The sequence below is a fragment of the Streptococcus mitis genome, assembly GCF_000960005.1.
GTDB lineage: Bacteria > Bacillota > Bacilli > Lactobacillales > Streptococcaceae > Streptococcus > Streptococcus mitis_CK.
Genome location: NZ_JYGP01000001.1, coordinates 7,501 through 24,294, shown reverse-complemented (window position 1 = coordinate 24,294; position 16,794 = coordinate 7,501). Strand labels below are relative to the sequence as shown.

The following is a 16,794-nucleotide window of genomic DNA, read 5'->3' as shown; positions in this document are numbered from 1 at the left end:
AATTCTACTACAAAAAAGGAGGACTAGCCCCCTTTTTATTTAGCCTCGTACCAGGTAGCCCCTTCATTCTCATCTGCGATAAGGGGAACACTGAGTTCAATAGCTTCTTCCATGGTTTGTTTGACCAATTTTTTCATCTCTGCCAGTTCAGATTTAGGAACTTCAAGGACGATTTCATCATGCACTTGCAGAAGCATCTTAGTCTGATACTCCCCTGCGACCAAGGTCTTGTCTAGCTGAATCATAGCAATCTTGAGAATATCTGCCGCCGACCCCTGGATAGGTGAGTTGATAGCTGTCCGCTCTGCAAAACCACGAATATTGAAGTTGCGCGAATTGATATCTGGCAACTCACGACGACGCTTGAAGAGGGTCTCTACATAGCCCTTATCACGCGCCTCACGTACCACTTCATCCATGTAGTTTTTAATACCTGGGAAACGTTCAAAGTAGGTATCAATATAGGCTTTGGCCTCCTTACGGCTAATGCCCAAATTATTAGACAAACCAAAGTCTGAAATCCCGTAAACCACTCCAAAGTTGACAGCCTTGGCATTGCGACGGTCGTTTGCAGTCACATTCTCAGGACGCTCAATGCCAAAGACCCGCATGGCTGTCGAAGTATGAATGTCAGCACCCTCTTGGAAGGCCTTTATCAAGTGTTCATCTTTAGAGATATGCGCCAAAACACGCAATTCAATCTGTGAGTAGTCCGAACTAAGCAGTACACTATCCTCCCACTCAGGCACAAAAGCCTTACGAATGAGACGGCCTTGTTCCAAGCGAACAGGGATATTTTGCAAGTTTGGATCCACACTAGACAGACGCCCAGTCTGGGTCAAATCCTGCACATAGCGAGTATGAATCTTACCATCAGCCAAAATCCAGTCCTGCAAGCCAATCACATAAGTAGACTGAATCTTGGCAATCTGACGGTAATCGAGGATTTTCTTAACAATCGGAGCAATAGGAGCCAAGCGTTCCAAGACATCCACTGCTGTCGAATAACCTGTCTTGGTTTTCTTAGTGTATTCTAGAGGAAGGCCCAACTTTTCAAAGAGAAGCACTCCCAACTGCTTAGGCGAGTTGATATTAAACTCCTCACCAGCCAGTTCATAAATCTCCTGAGTCAGTTTTTCAATGACAAGCTCATTTTCAGCCTGCATCTCAAGCAAGGTCTCTTTCTTGACTGTAATCCCAGCAATTTCCATCTTGGCAAGGACAAAAGCCAGAGGTTGCTCCATATCATAAAGAAGCTCTAATTGCCCATTTTCGCTGAGTTTTTCAAGTAAAATAGGCTCTGTTTCGACCAAAACTGTAAGCTTACGAGCCAAGTGCTCCAAGAATTTCTCGCGTTCAGGAATGGCCTTCTTGACACCCTTACCGTAGAAAGTTTCATCATCAACCAAATAAGTCTGACCATAAAGACTAGCGATGGTCGCAATTTCATTGTCCTCCACAGTCGAAAGGAGGTATTTAGCCAAACGGCTATCAAAAGCAGGCGCCTGCAAATCCACACCAAAATGATTCAAGAGAACTTTAGCCTTCTTAAAGTCATAAACTCTCAGAGGTGTTTTTTCTAAAAAGGCCTTGAAAATCGGCTCTTGCAAAAGTTCAAGCTTGTCTGTAGCATAAAGCTTATCCCCACAAGACCAGGCAAATCCAACTAAGTCATCTGTATGGTAATTCTCACCAAAGAGTTCAAAGTGGAAGATAGATTCTTCACTCAGCATATCTTGACTGATTTGGTCAACGATAGCAAAGTCCAAACTCTCAGCCACATCAGCTGACGACACATTTAAAGCCTGCTTGAGCTGTTTGAAGCCCATCTCATCGTAGAATTTCCCAAGATTTTCCACATCTGGACCGCTATAGACCACATCCTCCAAACCAATCTCAATCGGTGCCTTGGTATCAATGGTCGCCAGTGTTTTAGACAAAAAGGCCTGTTCCTTATCATTGATAAGATTTTCCTTCATCTTAGAAGCCTTCATCCCATCGATATTCTCATAAATCCCCTCGAGCGAACCATGCTCCAGCAAGAGCTTGATACCCGTCTTTTCACCAATTTTGGTCACCCCAGGGATATTATCCGACTTATCACCCATGAGCGCCTTGAGATCGATAAACTGAGTCGGTGTGATGCCCATCTTTTCCATGAGATATTCTGGCGTAAAGGCCTCAAACTCAGCCACACCTTTCTTGGAAATCTCAACCACCGTATGCTCATCCGTCAGTTGAATCAAATCCTTGTCCCCACTGACAATGGTAATATCAAAACCATCTTGCTCAGCTAACTTATCCAGTGTCCCAATAATGTCATCCGCCTCATACTGAGCTAACTCATAGTGACGAATCCCCATATGATCCAGCAACTCACGAATGAAGGGAAATTGCTCACGAAACTCATCAGGAGTCTTAGCTCGACCACCCTTATAGTCCGCATACATCTCTGTCCGGAAGGTCGTCTTTCCCGCATCAAAAGCCACCAAGATATGACTCGGTTCAACTCGTTCCAACAAATGGCTCAACATCAACTGGAAGCCATAAATCGCATTGGTATGCAAGCCAGCCGCATTCTTAAAACGATCCAACTGTTGATAGAGCGCAAAAAACGCCCGAAAAGCAACAGAAGACCCATCAATCAATAATAATTTTTTCTTATCCATACACCCATTATAAAGGAAAGCAGGGAAAAATACCATTGGAAAGAGCTAGAGCAAGTATTTTTCAAACTTTTTCCGAATAAATAGATAGAGCCAGAGAATCTAGTAAACCTAGATTTGAAAATGTGCTATAATGAAAGGAGAGAAAGAATGATTCTCAGACATCCGGGTATCAGCCCAACCAATGACTTGGTTGCTAAGAAAATCTTTAGCAACCCAGAAATCACTTGTCAATTTATTCGCGATATGCTGGACTTGCCAGCCAAAAATGTGACCATTTTGGAGGGGAGCAATATTCATGTCTTGCCTTCCGTGCCTTACTCAGCCCAGGATTTCTATACCAGTATAGACGTCTTGGCAGAGTTGGACAATGGCACGCAGGTTATTATCGAAATCCAAGTTCATCATCAGAATTTTTTCATTAATCGTTTGTGGGCTTACCTGTGCAGTCAGGTCAATCAAAACCTTGAAAAAATTCGTCAACGTGAAGGTGATACCCACCAGAGTTACAAACACATCGCACCAGTATATGCTATCGCTATTGTGGACAGCAATTATTTCCAAGATGACTTGGCTTTCCATAGCTTTAGTATGCGCGAGGACACGACAGGTGAGGTCTTAACCATCACTAATAATGGACAAGAAAACCATCTAGTCAAGATGGCATTCTTGGAACTAAAAAAATACAGAGAAACCAGCAAAGACAAGGTTCGCAAACCATGGTTGGAGTTTTTTGGGAACAAACCCTTTACTCAGCAACCCGAGCGAGCTATCAGCCAAGCAGACCAACTGCTGGACTACAAGAGCTGGTCCGAGGAGGACAGGAAGATGTTTAGTGAACAACGCAGGCGTGAAGAACAAGCCTTGTTAGCGCATGACTATGCCTTGGAACAAGCTGAAGAAAAAGGATTAGAGCGCGGTCGAGCTGAGGGTATCGAAGAGGGATTAAAAGTAGGTTTAGTAAATCTAGTCCACCAAGGTCTCCTGACTTTCGAGGTTGCCAGCCAGCAGTTGGGTATGACTGTCTCTGAGTTTGAAGAACTATTGAAAGAGCATCACAAATAAGAACTAAAAAAATACAGAGAAACCAGCAAAGACAAGGTTCGCAAACCATGGTTGGAGTTTTTTGGGAACAAACCCTTTACTCAGCAACCCGAGCGAGCTATCAGCCAAGCAGACCAACTGCTGGACTACAAGAGCTGGTCCGAGGAGGACAGGAAGATGTTTAGTGAACAACGCAGGCGTGAAGAACAAGCCTTGTTAGCACAGGATTATGCCTTGGAACAAGCTGAAGAAAAAGGCTTAGAGCGTGGGAAAGTTGAAGGAAGGGAAGAAGGGAAACTTTTTGCCTTCTTAGACATGGTTCGCCAAGGTCTCCTGACTTCCGAGGTTGCAAGTCAGCAACTGGGCATGTCAGTTTCTGAGTTTGAGAAGCTCTTGTAAGTTTATAGAATAACATAAAAGTGAACAAAGCTGAAACATCGTTTTGTTCACTTTTTTCTTCTTTTCAACAGAACTCTCACTATAGTCCATATCACAAAAAGAGAAGGTCATAAATCCTTCTCTTTTATATTTTCTACTAATTAGTTTTTACGTTTTACAAATGGAAGGGCACCAAGGAGTAATCCAAGGAATCCTAATGATGCAATTGCAGCGTTATCTTTGCCACCAGTATTTGGAAGTTCTTTCTTATCTTCTGATTTTGCAGCTGGTGCTTGATAAGTATTGTCTTGGCTAGTTCCTGCTACAGTTGGTGCAACCGCAGGAGTTGCTGGAGCATCTGCTGATGTTGCTGCTGGTGTTGAAGCTGGTGTTGCAGGAGTTTCAGGAGCTGGTGTAGATGGTGTTGTTGAACTTGATGTAGGACGATTGCCTTGTCTTGATTCACCATCACCTTGGTGACCTGGATAGCTATTATCAGCAGGAACACCATTAAAACCAGTTCGATAATCTGAACTAGAACCGTTTGCCTTATAGATGTGTTTTAAAATACCATCTTCTGTATATGATTTTCCTGTATAAGTATATCCAGGAATATCTTTAGGTGCAAGCGAACCTAGTTCACCAACAGCAATAGAATTTTCACCTGATTCATCAAAGAATCCTGTAACTGGAGAGTATGAATCAACATTATTTACCGCTGGTTTTACACCATTTAAAGCAATATCAAGTTCTTCTTCTAATGCTGTAGTATCTTTTCCATCAGCTTTATCTTTTGCAATTTGACGACGTAATACACGAACTTCTTCCGCTTCACGGTCTGCAACATATGAATAATAATCTTCATCTGCTTGTTCTAATGCAGCTTTAGCTTCTTCTGCTTCTTTTTCTGCTTGTTTTAAAGTTGCTTCTGCTTCTTTTAATGCTGTTTCTGCTTTTTCTAAGTCAGCTCTTGCTGCTTCTCTATATTGATCAGCTTGTTCGCCTTCAGCATCTTCATAGCTTGCTAGTTCTTTTTCAAATTTTGCTTTAGCTTCTTTTGCAGCAGCTAATTCATCTTGAGCTGCTTTAACATTTTCTTTAGCTGATTCAACAGCTACTTTAGCTTCTTCTCTGTTGTTTTCAGCTTCCTTTTCATCCTGTTTAGCTGCAGCTAATCTTTCTTCTGCATCTTTAACATCTGTTTTTTCTTCATCTAAACGTTTGTTGATTTTTTCTGTAACTTCATCAGGAATTCCACCGTTTTTTGATTCAACTCCGGTTACTTCACCTGATTCGTTACGAACTAATTTAGCTTCTGGAGCTGGTTTTGCATCTTTAACTTTTTGAGGTGCATAGTTTTCACCATATTTACCTGGTTCTGCTTCATCTGATTCAGTCTTGCTAGCTTCTGCTAAGTCTTTTAGCACTTCTTCAGGTGTAATTTGTTTTTCATCAATAGCTTTTAATAAATCTTCTTTACCAATAGCTGCTTTAGCTTCTAAGATTGCTACTTCCTTGTCAGCAATCTTGTCATTTTTATTAATAGCTTCTTCAGCTTGTTTTTCTAATTTTGTAAAGTATTCAGCAACGTCCTCTTTAGTCACTGTAGCTGCTTCTTCAGCTTTCACAACTGACGGGTGAGAAGCAAGGAAACCTGCCCCTAAAACGGCTACACTAGCCAAGCTAGCAGTGAAAAGTTTTTTCTTATCCATAAAGTATTTACCACCTTTAATATCTTTTTGCTGTCATTGTACCATTTTCTTTCGAAAAAATCAAGAAATAGAACTTCTATCAATAAAAAAGTAAGAGGAAATTCCTCTTACTTTCTGCATGATTCGTATTACACCCACTCACCATTGGCATTTACTGTGTAACCATCGATAGTTGTGTTCACAGCCAAAGCACCTGATGAATATGAGTAATACCATTTACCGCTAACTTGGTACCAACCTGTCTTCATAGCGCCTGAGCCAGCAAGATAATACCATGTACCACCTTGGTTGACCCAACCTGTTTGCATAGCACCTGAGCTGTTGAGGTAGTACCATGTGCCACCTTGGTTCAACCAACCTGTCTGCATAGCACCTGAACCATTGAGATAATACCATACCCCATCAATTTTTTGCCAACCTGTTTGCATGACACCAGAAGCATCCAAGTAGTACCATGAGCCATCTTTAACCCAACCTGTCTTCATGTTATCTTCCGCATCATAATAGTACCACTTACCATCAATTTTATTCCATCCTGGCTTGCTACTTGCACGATCCGCTAAACGATAAGTCACGCCGTCAATAGTGATAGAACCTGTTTTACGTTCACCTTCTGGAGTAAGGTAATGATAAGCACCATCACTATCTTTTACGAGACCAACTTTACGTTCTCCATCATTTGTAATATAGTACCATTTCTTATTTGTATCTTGAACGAGACCTGTTTTACGGCTACCGTCTGCCAATAAATAATACCACTTCTTATCAATCTGTTGAAGACCTGTTTGTTGAATCCCCTCTTTAACGTAGTAAATCTTCTCACCTTTTGCAATGATAGTAGTTGGTTTAGAACCATCATCAGTAATATAGTAATCCTTACCACCTTCATTGACCCAACCAGATTTCATAAGGCCATTTTCATCAAAGTAATAACGTTTGTCTTTGAGTTCTAGGATACCTGTTTTCATAAAACCATCTTCATCTAAGTAATAAGTCTTACCTTCAATAGTTTGCCAACCCTTAACTAAACTATTATTAATATAAAGTTGATATTTTCCGTTAACAAGCAACCATTTGTACTCATTATTACTAGTTGATGAAGTGTTGTTAGAACTTGAAGTGTTATTAGAACTTGAAGTATTGTTAGAACTTGAAGTGTTATTAGAACTTGAAGTATTGTTAGAACTTGAAGTGTTATTAGAACTTGAAGTATTGTTAGAACTTGAAGTGTTGTTACTACTTGTATTAGCTGAACTATTACCTTGAGTTCCTGAGTTAGCACTATCATTCATTGCAGCTGCATCAGAATTGGAAATAAAGTAATGAACCCAATTATGGCCATCCCTACCACTTCTTACATAGGTATAGCCAGGTATACTACCTGGAGTTGCAACATAGCCATTTTGAAAGTTATAATCTGCATATCCATATTTACCATTCAAATATTTCATGACCGTCCCATTAGTAAACTGGCCATCTGGTGCTTGATCCGCGTACACCACACTATGATTGCTAACTAAAGCTAATAAAGTACTAGCACTAAGTAATGTTACCCCTGCAGCTCCCACTGCTAAAATATGTTTTGCTTTCATCTTTTACCTCTTTATCACTTATTCCGTATATAATGTTACACCCACTCACCATTGGCATTTAGAGTGTAGCCGTTAATCGTTGTATTTACTGCAAGAGCACCTGAACTATAGGCATAATACCACTTGCCACCTGCTTGGAACCAACCAGTCACCAGAGCACCAGAAGAATTTAGATAGTACCAAACACCATCTACTTTTGCCCAACCAGTAGCCATTGCACCGTCGGAGTAGAGATAGTACCACTTACCACCTTGGTTTAACCATCCCGTCTGCATAGAACCAGCACCATTGAGATAGTACCATTTACCAGAGATAAACTTCCAACCAGTTTGCATACTACCATCTGCCGCTAGATAATACCAGCTACCATCACTCACCCAGCCAGTTTTCTTCACACCCTCTTGATCAAAGAAATACCACTTACCAGAGATATATTGCCAACCTGTAAGTTTCTCTTCCACCTTCTCAACGCCAGTAACGCTATCGTCTTTTTTAAACCAATGTTTCCGAACATCTTGGTCAATCTTTGTCTCTACAAAACGATAACCTTTAAATGTACCAGGTTCAACCTCTTCAGCTTTTTTTACAGCATTAGCAGGAAGAAAAGATTTTAATTCTCTACTAGTTCCATCTGATTCCATGACCAACCAAGAAGTCCCTTTTACTGTATCTTTAAATGGTTTTACAATATCAGGCTTCACAGAAAGGCCATCTACTTTATCTCCTGTAACTGTCACTGCTGGCTTAAAGTAATGCTTTAATACCGTTCCATCAATTAAGGAGTTATCAAATTTATAACCCGAAAAATTACCTGGAGAAGATGTTTCAGGTTTTGATGAATCATAAGTTTGAGCTTCTCTTAAGACCTTTTCCTTACCATCTTCCTGTTTTGTGACCCAAACAACTGTCTTATAAACATTCGTTTCCGAAGCTTTCACTTCAGTTACTCTTGCTCCAACAAGGGCAGTGCCTGCCAAGGTTGCACCTAATAAAATTTTCAACACTTTTGATTTCATTGGAAACCTCCTATTATTTTTACCCATTATAATACTTATACAAAATAAATGCAAGAAAAAACAGGAGATTTCTCCCCTGTTTTATATTCTAGTTACTAGGATTATACCCACTCACCGTTTGCGTTTACGTTGTAACCGTCAACAGTTGTGTTTACTGAAAGAGCACCTGAACCGTTCACATGGTACCATTTACCAGCTACTTCAAACCATTGGCTAGCTTTCATAGCACCTGTTGATTCAAGGAAGTACCAAGTGTTACCATCTTTCAACCAACCAGTTTGCATAGCACCTGATTTGTTTAGGAAGTACCAAGTTCCGTTAACGTTTACCCAACCAGTTTGCATTACACCTTTATCGTTTAGGTAGTACCAGTTGCCGTCAACTTGTTTCCAACCTGTAACAGCTGCAGCATTTTCGAAGTATTTCCAACCTTCAGCTGTTTGAGCCCAACCGTATTGAGCAGCTGTAGTTGCATTACCAATTTGTGCAGCACGGTCATCAAGTTTGTATGGAACTTTGATTTCACCGTTTGTGTACATATCATTTGTAATTTCGATTTGACCAACAAGTTCAGTAGCTTCTTTAAAGTCTGTAGCAGTAGTAGCTACACGGTATTTCACAAGTTCCCCAGCTTTGAAAAGAACTGAACCATAAACTTCTTGACCTTGTTCATCTCTCAAAACTTCACCATTTCCACTTAAAATTGGGAAATTAGTGAAATCAGCATCACCTGATTGATTTGTTTTCACTGTGAATGATTCGTATTGTTTAGATTCACCAGTACGTGCAGTTCTAGTTCCAGGATATACACTTGCTGCATTTGGAATGATTTGAACATCAATCAAAGCGTTAGGAACTGGACGTCCACCACCATCAACAACAGTTACACGAAGGTGTTTTGTAAATCCTTCTTTTTCTGTACGGTCATACTTAATGAAACCATATTTCACCATTGGGTTACGAGAGTCACGGCTGTAATCCAATGAATATGGATCTTTGTGATCTTTAACGTTGACTTGATCTCCATGATTTACTGATCCTGTTGAACCAGCACCACCATTGTTCCATCCTGTCCAGTTTCCATATGCATGTACTGGAGCTGCGTTAAGAGCTGCTGCAGCAGCTACAACTGCTGCACTTGTCAATAAAACTTTTTTCATCGTTTTATCTCCTTCATTTTTCTTATAATATTTTTCGTAAGACTATCTTACTACCATACAGTATATAAATATTTGCAGAATTTGTCAAGGGTTTTCTTCGAGTTTTTAAAGTTTTTACCTATTTTTAGAAAAAAAGGTGAAAAAAACAACTTTGTGAGAGTGAATACGCTTAAAATATCCTATATTCAAGTGAAAATCTCACAAACTTTTAATCCTTGATTAAAATCATTCATATCTAATCCACATAGACAGTCGGACAGAACTCACTTCTGTAGTATTATCCTATAACCCCTTCGAAATGTCAAGCAAAAATGACAAGTTTTTTGATAATAACTTGCCATTTTATAAACTTTCTACTATTTAAAATGTGACCTTATAGCAAGTCCTCAAACTCTGCGACCGTCATACCTAATTGCTCGCTAGCAAATTCGGAAGTTAAAACATGTTGGCGCACTAAATCAAGAAAGGTAAATATTTTCCCACGCTCCAGTCCCTGTTCAATCCCCTCAGATCGACCACGTTCTAAGCCTTGTTCAATACCTTCGGCTCTAGCCGTTTCCAAGGCATAATCCTGTGCTAACAAGGCTTGCTCTTCACGTCTGCGTTGTTCACTAAACATTTTCCTGTCCTCCTCGGACCAGCTTTTATAGTCTAGCAGTTGGTCTGCCTGGCTGATGGCTCGCTCCGGTTGTTGGGTAAAGGGCTTATTCCCGAAAAACTCCAACCAGGGCTTGCGAACCTCGTCTTTGCTGGTTTCTCTGTATTTTTTTAGTTCCAAGAATGCCATCTTGACTAGATGGTTTTCTTGTCCATTATTGGTTATGGTTAATGCTTCACCTGTCGTGTCTTCTCGCATACTAAAACTGTGAAAGGCTAAATCATCTTGGAAGTAATTACTATCTACGATAGCAATAGCATAAACAGGTGCGATGTGTTTGTAACTTTGATGAGTATTGCCTTCTTGCTGACGATTTTTTTCTAGGTTTTGATTGACCTGACTGCACAGATAAGCCCATAAACGATTGATGAAAAAATTCTGATGATGGACCTGAATCTCAATAATTACTTGAGTCCCATTATCCAACTCCGCCAAGACATCTATACTGGTATAGAAATCCTGCGCCGAGTACGGAAGGGAAGGGAAGACATGAATATTGCTTCCCTCCAAAATGGTTACATTTTTGGCTGGTAAATCCAGCATATCGCGGATAAATTGACAAGTGATTTCTGGGTTGCTAAAAATCTTCTTAGCAACCAAATCGTTGGTCGGGCTGATGCCCGGATGTCTTAGAATCATCCTCTTCCTCCTTTTATTATACCACAGTTTTAAATCTAGGTTTCCTAGATTATCTGGCTCTATCTATTTATTCGGAAAAGAGATGAAAAAACCTGAGAATCATCTCAGGCTTGGGCATTAAATCTTTTTCTCAATACTGAAAAGTGGAGAAAGTGGGCGTTTTTCATGGATACGTACGATAGCATCTCCTAGGAGATGAGCGATTGAAATCTGCTCAATCTTATCAATCAAGCGCTCTTCTGGCAAGTAGATAGTATCCAAAACCACCAATTTCTTGATAGCTGATTTTTGGATATTGTCCATAGCTGGCCCAGAAAGAACTGGGTGCGTACAGCTTGCATAGACTTCAACAGCACCAGCTTCCGCAAGGGCATCTGCCGCGTGGCAAATGGTTCCAGCTGTATCAATCATATCATCAATCAAGATACAAGTCTTGCCTTCTACCTTACCGATGATGTTCATGACTTCACTGGTATTCATCTTATCAACACTACGACGTTTGTCAATGATAGCAATAGATGTTTTCAAAAATTCTGCCAACTTACGAGCACGAGTCACCCCTCCATGGTCTGGGCTGACAACCACATAGTCAGAACCAACCATACCACGACGCTCAAAATAATCTGCAATCAGAGGAGCTCCCATCAAATGATCCACAGGAATATCAAAGAATCCTTGAATCTGCGCAGCATGCAAGTCGATTGTCAATAAACGATCTACCCCAGCTACTTCAAGCATATTTGCAACAAGTTTTGAGGTGATTGGCTCACGCGCTCTCGCCTTTCTATCCTGACGTGCATACCCATAGTAAGGCATGACAACATTGACAGATTCTGCACTGGCACGCTTCAAAGCATCTACCATAATCAAAATTTCAAGCAGATTGTCATTTACAGGCGAACTAGTTGATTGTAGGATAAAGACGTGTTTCCCACGGATTGATTCTTCGATGTTGACCTGAATCTCTCCATCTGAAAATTGGCGAACACTTGATTTCCCCAACTCTATCCCAATCTCCTGCGCCACACGTTCTGCCAATTCTTTATTAGAAGAAAGGGCAAACAGCTTTAAATCAGAAAAAGACATGATTTCCTCCGGTATATATGTATCGCTTGTGCTTTTCACAAGATTTTTCCATCTACCATTGTAGCGCTTTTTGTACTATTTTTCAATCAAAAATAAAAGAAGGGCACCATATTTGTACCCTTGCATCATTCTTTTGAAAAATATTCTAGTTCATCAACTCATTGTGCTTCTCAACAAAGCGATAAACCTGATAAAAACCATAAAGAGTAATAGCCGTAACCACTGGAATCGCTAAAGGCAACTCTGTCTCTAATTCTACAAAAGGAGAATTAAACAGGAAGTGAGTTCCCAAGGCTAAAGCTAGGAAAATAAGCCCCTCTTTCTTGCCAACCTTCTGCCCTTTATAAGCTCTGTAAAGCAAGTAAACACCTACTACCGCCAACCCTGAAAAAGTCCAGTGAGAGGCAATTCCTGAGATGATACGCTCTAAAATTCTCGAAATAGTAAAGTCAAAGCCCTCTGGCAAATCCGTACGAATGTAGCCAATATCCTCAATCATTTGAAATCCCAAACCAGAAGCAATCCCTAGTAAAAACAAAGATTTTAATTTTCGCACAGGAATCAAAGCTAAAACAAAGACAAGTGGCAATAATTTAAGCGGTTCTTCTACCAAAGGAGCCACAATCGCACTTTCAAAGGCATTTAAAAATGCACTATCTGGGAAAAGAGCACCCAGTAAATCATGGATATAGGTATTAGAAAAACTAGACAACCATCCTGAGAGGAACATCCCTCCAAATAAAGACAAAATCAAGGCATTCTTTGGCAATTCCCATTTTTTCCCAATACGGAAAAGGAAATAAAGAGCCGGAATCATGTAAAAAAGAGCTAGAAAGATAGAAACTCCCATTAGTCCATATTCCGCAGCTGACATCGAACCGTCCGTATAGTAGATGGTTTCATACTGTAAACCAATACATAGCAATAAAATAAAAATAAATAAAATACTGTTTTTCTTCATACACTTTCTTTTTAAATGAATTTTTTACAATTCTACGACTGTCATACTTCCTGTATCCACATCATAAATGGCACCAGAGATAATGACATTGTCTGGTATTAGGGGAGACTCGATAAGGAGTTGCATATCCTCGCGTACACTTTCCTCTATATCTTGGAAGGGCAAGAAGTCCTGGTCTGACACATCGACACCTAGCTCCTCTTTCAGATACTCCTTAAAAGGACCATTTTCAAAAGTCTGAGCACCACAGTCTGTATGGTGCAATACCACAATCTCTCTTGTCCCCATTTGTTGCTGGGAAATAACTAGCGAACGAATCATGTCCTCAGTCACTCGACCACCTGCATTCCGCAAGATATGAGCATCCCCAAGTGCCAAGCCCAGAGCTTGAGCAACGTGCAAACGTGAATCCATACAGGTCACAATAGCTACTCTGGTTTTGGGTTTAAGTGGCAAATTTAACTGCCCATGTAGGGCAACATAAGCCTGATTGGCTTGCATAAACTGTTCAAAATACGACACGATTCCCTCCTCGAAAATTTGATAGTCAAATATTTCTCCTATCTTATCATTTTTAAAAGGATTTGTCACGGATTATGCAAAGACCTTTTTCAAAACTTCCTGAATCGTTGTTACTCCAATGACCTGAATTTCCTTGGGCGGAGTGATTCCTGTCAAGGAATTCTTTGGTACATAAATCTTAGTAAAGCCCAGTTTAGCAGCTTCATTGATGCGTTGCTCGATACGATTCACACGCCGAATTTCTCCTGTCAAGCCAAGTTCTCCCACAAAACATTCCTGAGGATTAGTTGGCTTGTCCTTGTAGCTCGAAGCAATGGCAACTGCAACAGCTAAGTCAATGGCAGGTTCATCCAATTTGACACCACCAGCAGATTTGAGATAAGCATCCTGATTTTGCAAGAGAAGACCTGCCCGCTTTTCCAAAACAGCCATAATCAAGCTAGCACGGTTAAAATCAAGGCCTGTTGTCGTACGCTTGGCATTTCCAAACATGGTCGGTGTTACCAAAGCCTGAACCTCCGCCAAAATCGGACGCGTCCCTTCCATGGTCACAACGATTGACGAGCCAGTTGCTCCATCCAAACGCTCTTCTAGGAAAACTTGACTCGGATTGAGGACCTCAACCAAGCCACCTGACTGCATCTCAAAAATCCCAATTTCATTGGTAGAACCAAAACGGTTTTTGACCGCTCTCAAAATACGAAAGGTATGGTGGCGCTCTCCTTCAAAATAAAGCACCGTATCCACCATATGCTCTAGCATACGAGGCCCAGCCAAGGTTCCCTCCTTGGTCACGTGCCCTACGATAAAGATGGCAATGTTATTGGTCTTGGCCAGTTGCATAAGCTCAGTCGTCACCTCACGCACTTGAGAAACAGATCCCTGCACCCCTGAAATCTCAGGAGACATAATAGTCTGAATGGAGTCAATAATGAGGAAGTCTGGTTGGATTCGCTCCACCTCAGATCGAACACTCTGCATATTGGTCTCTGCATAGAGATAAAACTCGCTATCAATATCACCCAAACGCTCTGCACGTAGTTTAATCTGCTGGGCAGACTCCTCCCCACTGACGTAGAGAACCGTTCCCACTTGGGACAACTGGGTTGAGACTTGTAGGAGAAGGGTTGATTTCCCAATTCCAGGATCCCCACCTATGAGTACGAGACTTCCTGGTACCACTCCGCCTCCAAGTACACGGTTGAATTCCTCCATCTCTGTCTTGGTTCGATTAACGTTGATAGAAGTCACCTCAGCCAGTTTCATGGGCTTAGTTTTCTCACCTGTCAAGGACACACGCGCATTCTTGACCTCGGCAACCTCAACCTCTTCTACAAAAGAAGACCAAGACCCACAGTTAGGGCATCGTCCCAGATATTTAGGGGAATTATACCCACAATTTTGACACACAAATGTCGCTTTTTTCTTTGCGATAATAAACCTCTTTCTATATCTCTAACTCACACTCAATCACTTGGCAAAAATTAATCTTCTCATTTGGCACAAACTGACGCATGAGCATATTGTGAGTTACCACTATCACGGTCTGGTAATCTCGATACTTATCCATGCATTCTAGAAAACGAGACTTCATCTCCGTAGCCGTCTCATATTGAATAGGACTATTAGGAAGTAACTCTCCCTTATTTTCTAGAAACATAGTACGAGCTTTTTCAAAATTATCTGTGCCACTTTCATAGACCTGCCATTCATGCAATAATGGCTCCACTCTTAAAGGAAGTCCCGTAGCACAGGCCACATAAGAAGCCGTTTCTAAAGCTCTTGTGACTGCAGAAGATACGATTATTTCAGCTGAAGGGAGTAAAGGATTGGTGCTCAATTTCTGGGCTTGCTGCCGTCCCTTATCAGACAAGGGTGCCAAATCTATCCCAAATCCCGTATAAGAACGCTCCTCTAACTCACGATAATCTGGCTCTCCGTGACGTACAAAGATAATCTTCATTCTAGTACCCAGTCGATCCAAATCCACCAGTTCGCACGCTGTCAGCTGCATCTCCATCTGCAATTAAGAAAGGCACAAAAACAGCCTGAACCACACGTTCTCCAACTTCAAGAACAACTTCTTGATCTGTAATATTCTTCATCTGAGCAAAAATATGCCCTTCATTCCCAGGATTTCCATAATAATCCCCATCAATGACACCAACCGAGTTAATCAAAACCAAGCCCTTCTTACGAGGATTTGAAGAACGATCATAGAGGTAGAGAACCTCAGTCGGTTGCATATAAGCCTTAACTCCTGTCGGAACCAAGACAATCTCTCCTGGCGCAATAACCGTACGCACAGCAACCTTTAAGTCGTAACCAGCCGCATGCGCCGTCTCACGCTTGGGCAATAAATTTTCATCTGTAAAAGTAGAAACCAATTCAAAACCACGAATTTTCATCATCTTCTCTTTTCTATTATCATTTATTCTAGATTATTCTATCTTATTTATTCGGAAAAAGCACGAAAAAAAGAGCACACAATTCAAATCGCTTAGGGCTGCTGGATTCCTCCCCTGACCCGCTTCACGCAGAACTGTTGCTCCACTATTTATTATATCACATTCCTATTCATTTTAAAAGCAAAATTATTTTTTCCGTCTATTTCTAAAAAAGTCCTGCATAATAGCTGCGCATTCATCTTCCAAAATTCCCGTTTCAACCTCCACACGATGATTGAGACGCTCATCTGTCAAGATATCGTACAAACTCCCAGCAGCGCCAAATTTCTGGTTTTTAGCCCCATAGACCACGTTTGGAATACGGGCGAGGCCAATCGCCCCACTACACATGACACAAGGCTCAATGGTCACAAAAAGCGTGCAATCAAGCAAGCGCCAGCTCTCCTCACTCAAATTCGCATTCTCTATGGCCATAATCTCCGCGTGCATAACCGCTCGCTGCAACTCCTCACGTGCATTATGCCCACGACCAATGATTTCTCCGTCCTTGACAATCACACAACCAATTGGAATTTCATCGTGTTCAAGAGCAATCTCAGCCTCTCTCAAAGCTTCCCTCATAAAGACTTCTTTTTCTTCAACTGTATAATTCATCAATTTCCCTTTTACTACTTATCGATTTTATTATTATATCATGAATCCCAAGACAAAAAAAGCCACCGAATGCGGTGACTTTATAGGGAGATTATTATGAAAAAGAAAAGTTTAGGATATTTGTTACAACAAGTTAGGAGGTCTTCTTGTAACTGTCTATAGTATATCCGACCTATCTTAAATAAATCTTAAAAATCTCTTAGGACCAAACACTTTCTAAAATATTTGTTTGTTCACGACCAGGACCTACTGAGAAAGTAGAAATACGAACTCCAACCAATTCACTCACACGACGAAC

14 protein-coding genes, 1 other RNA gene and 2 pseudogenes (1 of these 17 only partly in view) are annotated in these 16,794 nt (G+C 40.9%); 2 read left to right on the top strand and 15 right to left on the bottom strand.

The window, feature by feature from the left end; all coding sequences use genetic code 11:
- Positions 1-35: 35 nt before the first annotated feature.
- On the bottom strand, positions 36-2,669 hold the full coding sequence (polA, locus tag TZ90_RS00120) for a DNA polymerase I (RefSeq protein WP_045611017.1): 2,634 nt from the start codon (positions 2,667-2,669) through the stop codon (positions 36-38).
- A gap of 147 nt (positions 2,670-2,816) precedes the next feature.
- On the opposite strand from polA, the gene TZ90_RS00115 reads away from it, so the two are divergent.
- Together TZ90_RS00115 and TZ90_RS10420 are read left to right on the top strand one after the other, a co-directional pair.
- Positions 2,817-3,731, top strand: coding sequence for an Rpn family recombination-promoting nuclease/putative transposase (locus TZ90_RS00115; protein ID WP_045610785.1), 915 nt, complete (start codon positions 2,817-2,819; stop codon positions 3,729-3,731).
- Positions 3,732-4,109 (top strand): annotated as a pseudogene (locus TZ90_RS10420) (Rpn family recombination-promoting nuclease/putative transposase); the annotation flags it as partial.
- A gap of 140 nt (positions 4,110-4,249) precedes the next feature.
- Here the strand turns inward: TZ90_RS10420 and TZ90_RS10415 are convergent.
- The 14 genes and pseudogenes from TZ90_RS10415 to TZ90_RS00040 form a co-directional block, all read right to left on the bottom strand.
- Positions 4,250-5,800 (bottom strand): LPXTG cell wall anchor domain-containing protein, encoded by a 1,551-nt coding sequence (locus TZ90_RS10415; protein ID WP_235285487.1) that lies wholly within the window; start codon positions 5,798-5,800, stop codon positions 4,250-4,252.
- 128 nt (positions 5,801-5,928) lie between these two features.
- Entirely contained in the window at positions 5,929-7,392 is a 1,464-nt protein-coding gene (locus TZ90_RS10630; protein ID WP_052691051.1) for a hypothetical protein, read from the bottom strand.
- A gap of 35 nt (positions 7,393-7,427) precedes the next feature.
- Positions 7,428-8,033, bottom strand: a complete 606-nt coding sequence (locus TZ90_RS10675) for a hypothetical protein (protein ID WP_419986640.1) — start codon at positions 8,031-8,033, stop codon at positions 7,428-7,430.
- Between the two features lie 476 nt (positions 8,034-8,509).
- Positions 8,510-8,812, bottom strand: a pseudogene (locus TZ90_RS10395) (hypothetical protein); the annotation flags it as partial.
- Between the two features lie 1,129 nt (positions 8,813-9,941).
- Entirely contained in the window at positions 9,942-10,865 is a 924-nt protein-coding gene (locus TZ90_RS00080) for an Rpn family recombination-promoting nuclease/putative transposase (protein WP_045610780.1), read from the bottom strand.
- 117 nt (positions 10,866-10,982) lie between these two features.
- Positions 10,983-11,951, bottom strand: coding sequence for a ribose-phosphate diphosphokinase (locus TZ90_RS00075; protein ID WP_000010158.1), 969 nt, complete (start codon positions 11,949-11,951; stop codon positions 10,983-10,985).
- A gap of 145 nt (positions 11,952-12,096) precedes the next feature.
- On the bottom strand, positions 12,097-12,912 hold the full coding sequence (locus TZ90_RS00070; protein ID WP_045610778.1) for a PrsW family intramembrane metalloprotease: 816 nt from the start codon (positions 12,910-12,912) through the stop codon (positions 12,097-12,099).
- 24 nt (positions 12,913-12,936) lie between these two features.
- On the bottom strand, positions 12,937-13,434 hold the full coding sequence (locus TZ90_RS00065) for a beta-class carbonic anhydrase (RefSeq protein ID WP_045610776.1): 498 nt from the start codon (positions 13,432-13,434) through the stop codon (positions 12,937-12,939).
- A gap of 72 nt (positions 13,435-13,506) precedes the next feature.
- On the bottom strand, positions 13,507-14,868 hold the full coding sequence (radA, locus tag TZ90_RS00060) for a DNA repair protein RadA (RefSeq protein WP_080890686.1): 1,362 nt from the start codon (positions 14,866-14,868) through the stop codon (positions 13,507-13,509).
- Positions 14,869-14,881: 13 nt separating this feature from the next.
- The gene (locus TZ90_RS00055; protein ID WP_200893267.1) at positions 14,882-15,448 is read right to left on the bottom strand and encodes a histidine phosphatase family protein; all 567 of its coding nucleotides are present in this window, start codon (positions 15,446-15,448) and stop codon (positions 14,882-14,884) included.
- A complete protein-coding gene (locus tag TZ90_RS00050) occupies positions 15,399-15,842 on the bottom strand; it encodes a dUTP diphosphatase (RefSeq protein WP_045610772.1) in 444 nt (147 codons plus the stop codon). Before TZ90_RS00050 ends, TZ90_RS00055 begins: the two co-directional genes overlap by 50 nt.
- A gap of 56 nt (positions 15,843-15,898) precedes the next feature.
- Positions 15,899-15,996, bottom strand: an RNA gene (gene ffs / locus TZ90_RS09715) — signal recognition particle sRNA small type.
- Positions 15,997-16,028: 32 nt separating this feature from the next.
- On the bottom strand, positions 16,029-16,496 hold the full coding sequence (gene tadA, locus TZ90_RS00045) for a tRNA adenosine(34) deaminase TadA (protein ID WP_001110112.1): 468 nt from the start codon (positions 16,494-16,496) through the stop codon (positions 16,029-16,031).
- A gap of 199 nt (positions 16,497-16,695) precedes the next feature.
- On the bottom strand, positions 16,696-16,794 hold the 3' portion of the coding sequence (locus tag TZ90_RS00040; protein ID WP_001832534.1) for an adenylosuccinate synthase. The gene runs 1,188 nt beyond the window's last position; only the last 99 of its 1,287 coding nucleotides appear in the window; its start codon lies beyond the right edge, outside the window; the stop codon is at positions 16,696-16,698.

Bases quoted from the DNA above. Each gene is read 5' to 3' on its own strand.
- polA (WP_045611017.1), bottom strand. From the start codon at position 2,669: ATGGATAAGAAAAAATTATTATTGATTGATGGGTCTTCTGTTGCTTTT.
- TZ90_RS00115 (WP_045610785.1), top strand. From the start codon at position 2,817: ATGATTCTCAGACATCCGGGTATCAGCCCAACCAATGACTTGGTTGCT.
- TZ90_RS10415 (WP_235285487.1), bottom strand. From the start codon at position 5,800: ATGGATAAGAAAAAACTTTTCACTGCTAGCTTGGCTAGTGTAGCCGTT.
- TZ90_RS10630 (WP_052691051.1), bottom strand. From the start codon at position 7,392: ATGAAAGCAAAACATATTTTAGCAGTGGGAGCTGCAGGGGTAACATTA.
- TZ90_RS10675 (WP_419986640.1), bottom strand. From the start codon at position 8,033: ATGGAATCAGATGGAACTAGTAGAGAATTAAAATCTTTTCTTCCTGCT.
- TZ90_RS00080 (WP_045610780.1), bottom strand. From the start codon at position 10,865: ATGATTCTAAGACATCCGGGCATCAGCCCGACCAACGATTTGGTTGCT.
- TZ90_RS00075 (WP_000010158.1), bottom strand. From the start codon at position 11,951: ATGTCTTTTTCTGATTTAAAGCTGTTTGCCCTTTCTTCTAATAAAGAA.
- TZ90_RS00070 (WP_045610778.1), bottom strand. From the start codon at position 12,912: ATGAAGAAAAACAGTATTTTATTTATTTTTATTTTATTGCTATGTATT.
- TZ90_RS00055 (WP_200893267.1), bottom strand. From the start codon at position 15,448: ATGCAGCTGACAGCGTGCGAACTGGTGGATTTGGATCGACTGGGTACT.
- TZ90_RS00050 (WP_045610772.1), bottom strand. From the start codon at position 15,842: ATGAAAATTCGTGGTTTTGAATTGGTTTCTACTTTTACAGATGAAAAT.
- tadA (WP_001110112.1), bottom strand. From the start codon at position 16,496: ATGAATTATACAGTTGAAGAAAAAGAAGTCTTTATGAGGGAAGCTTTG.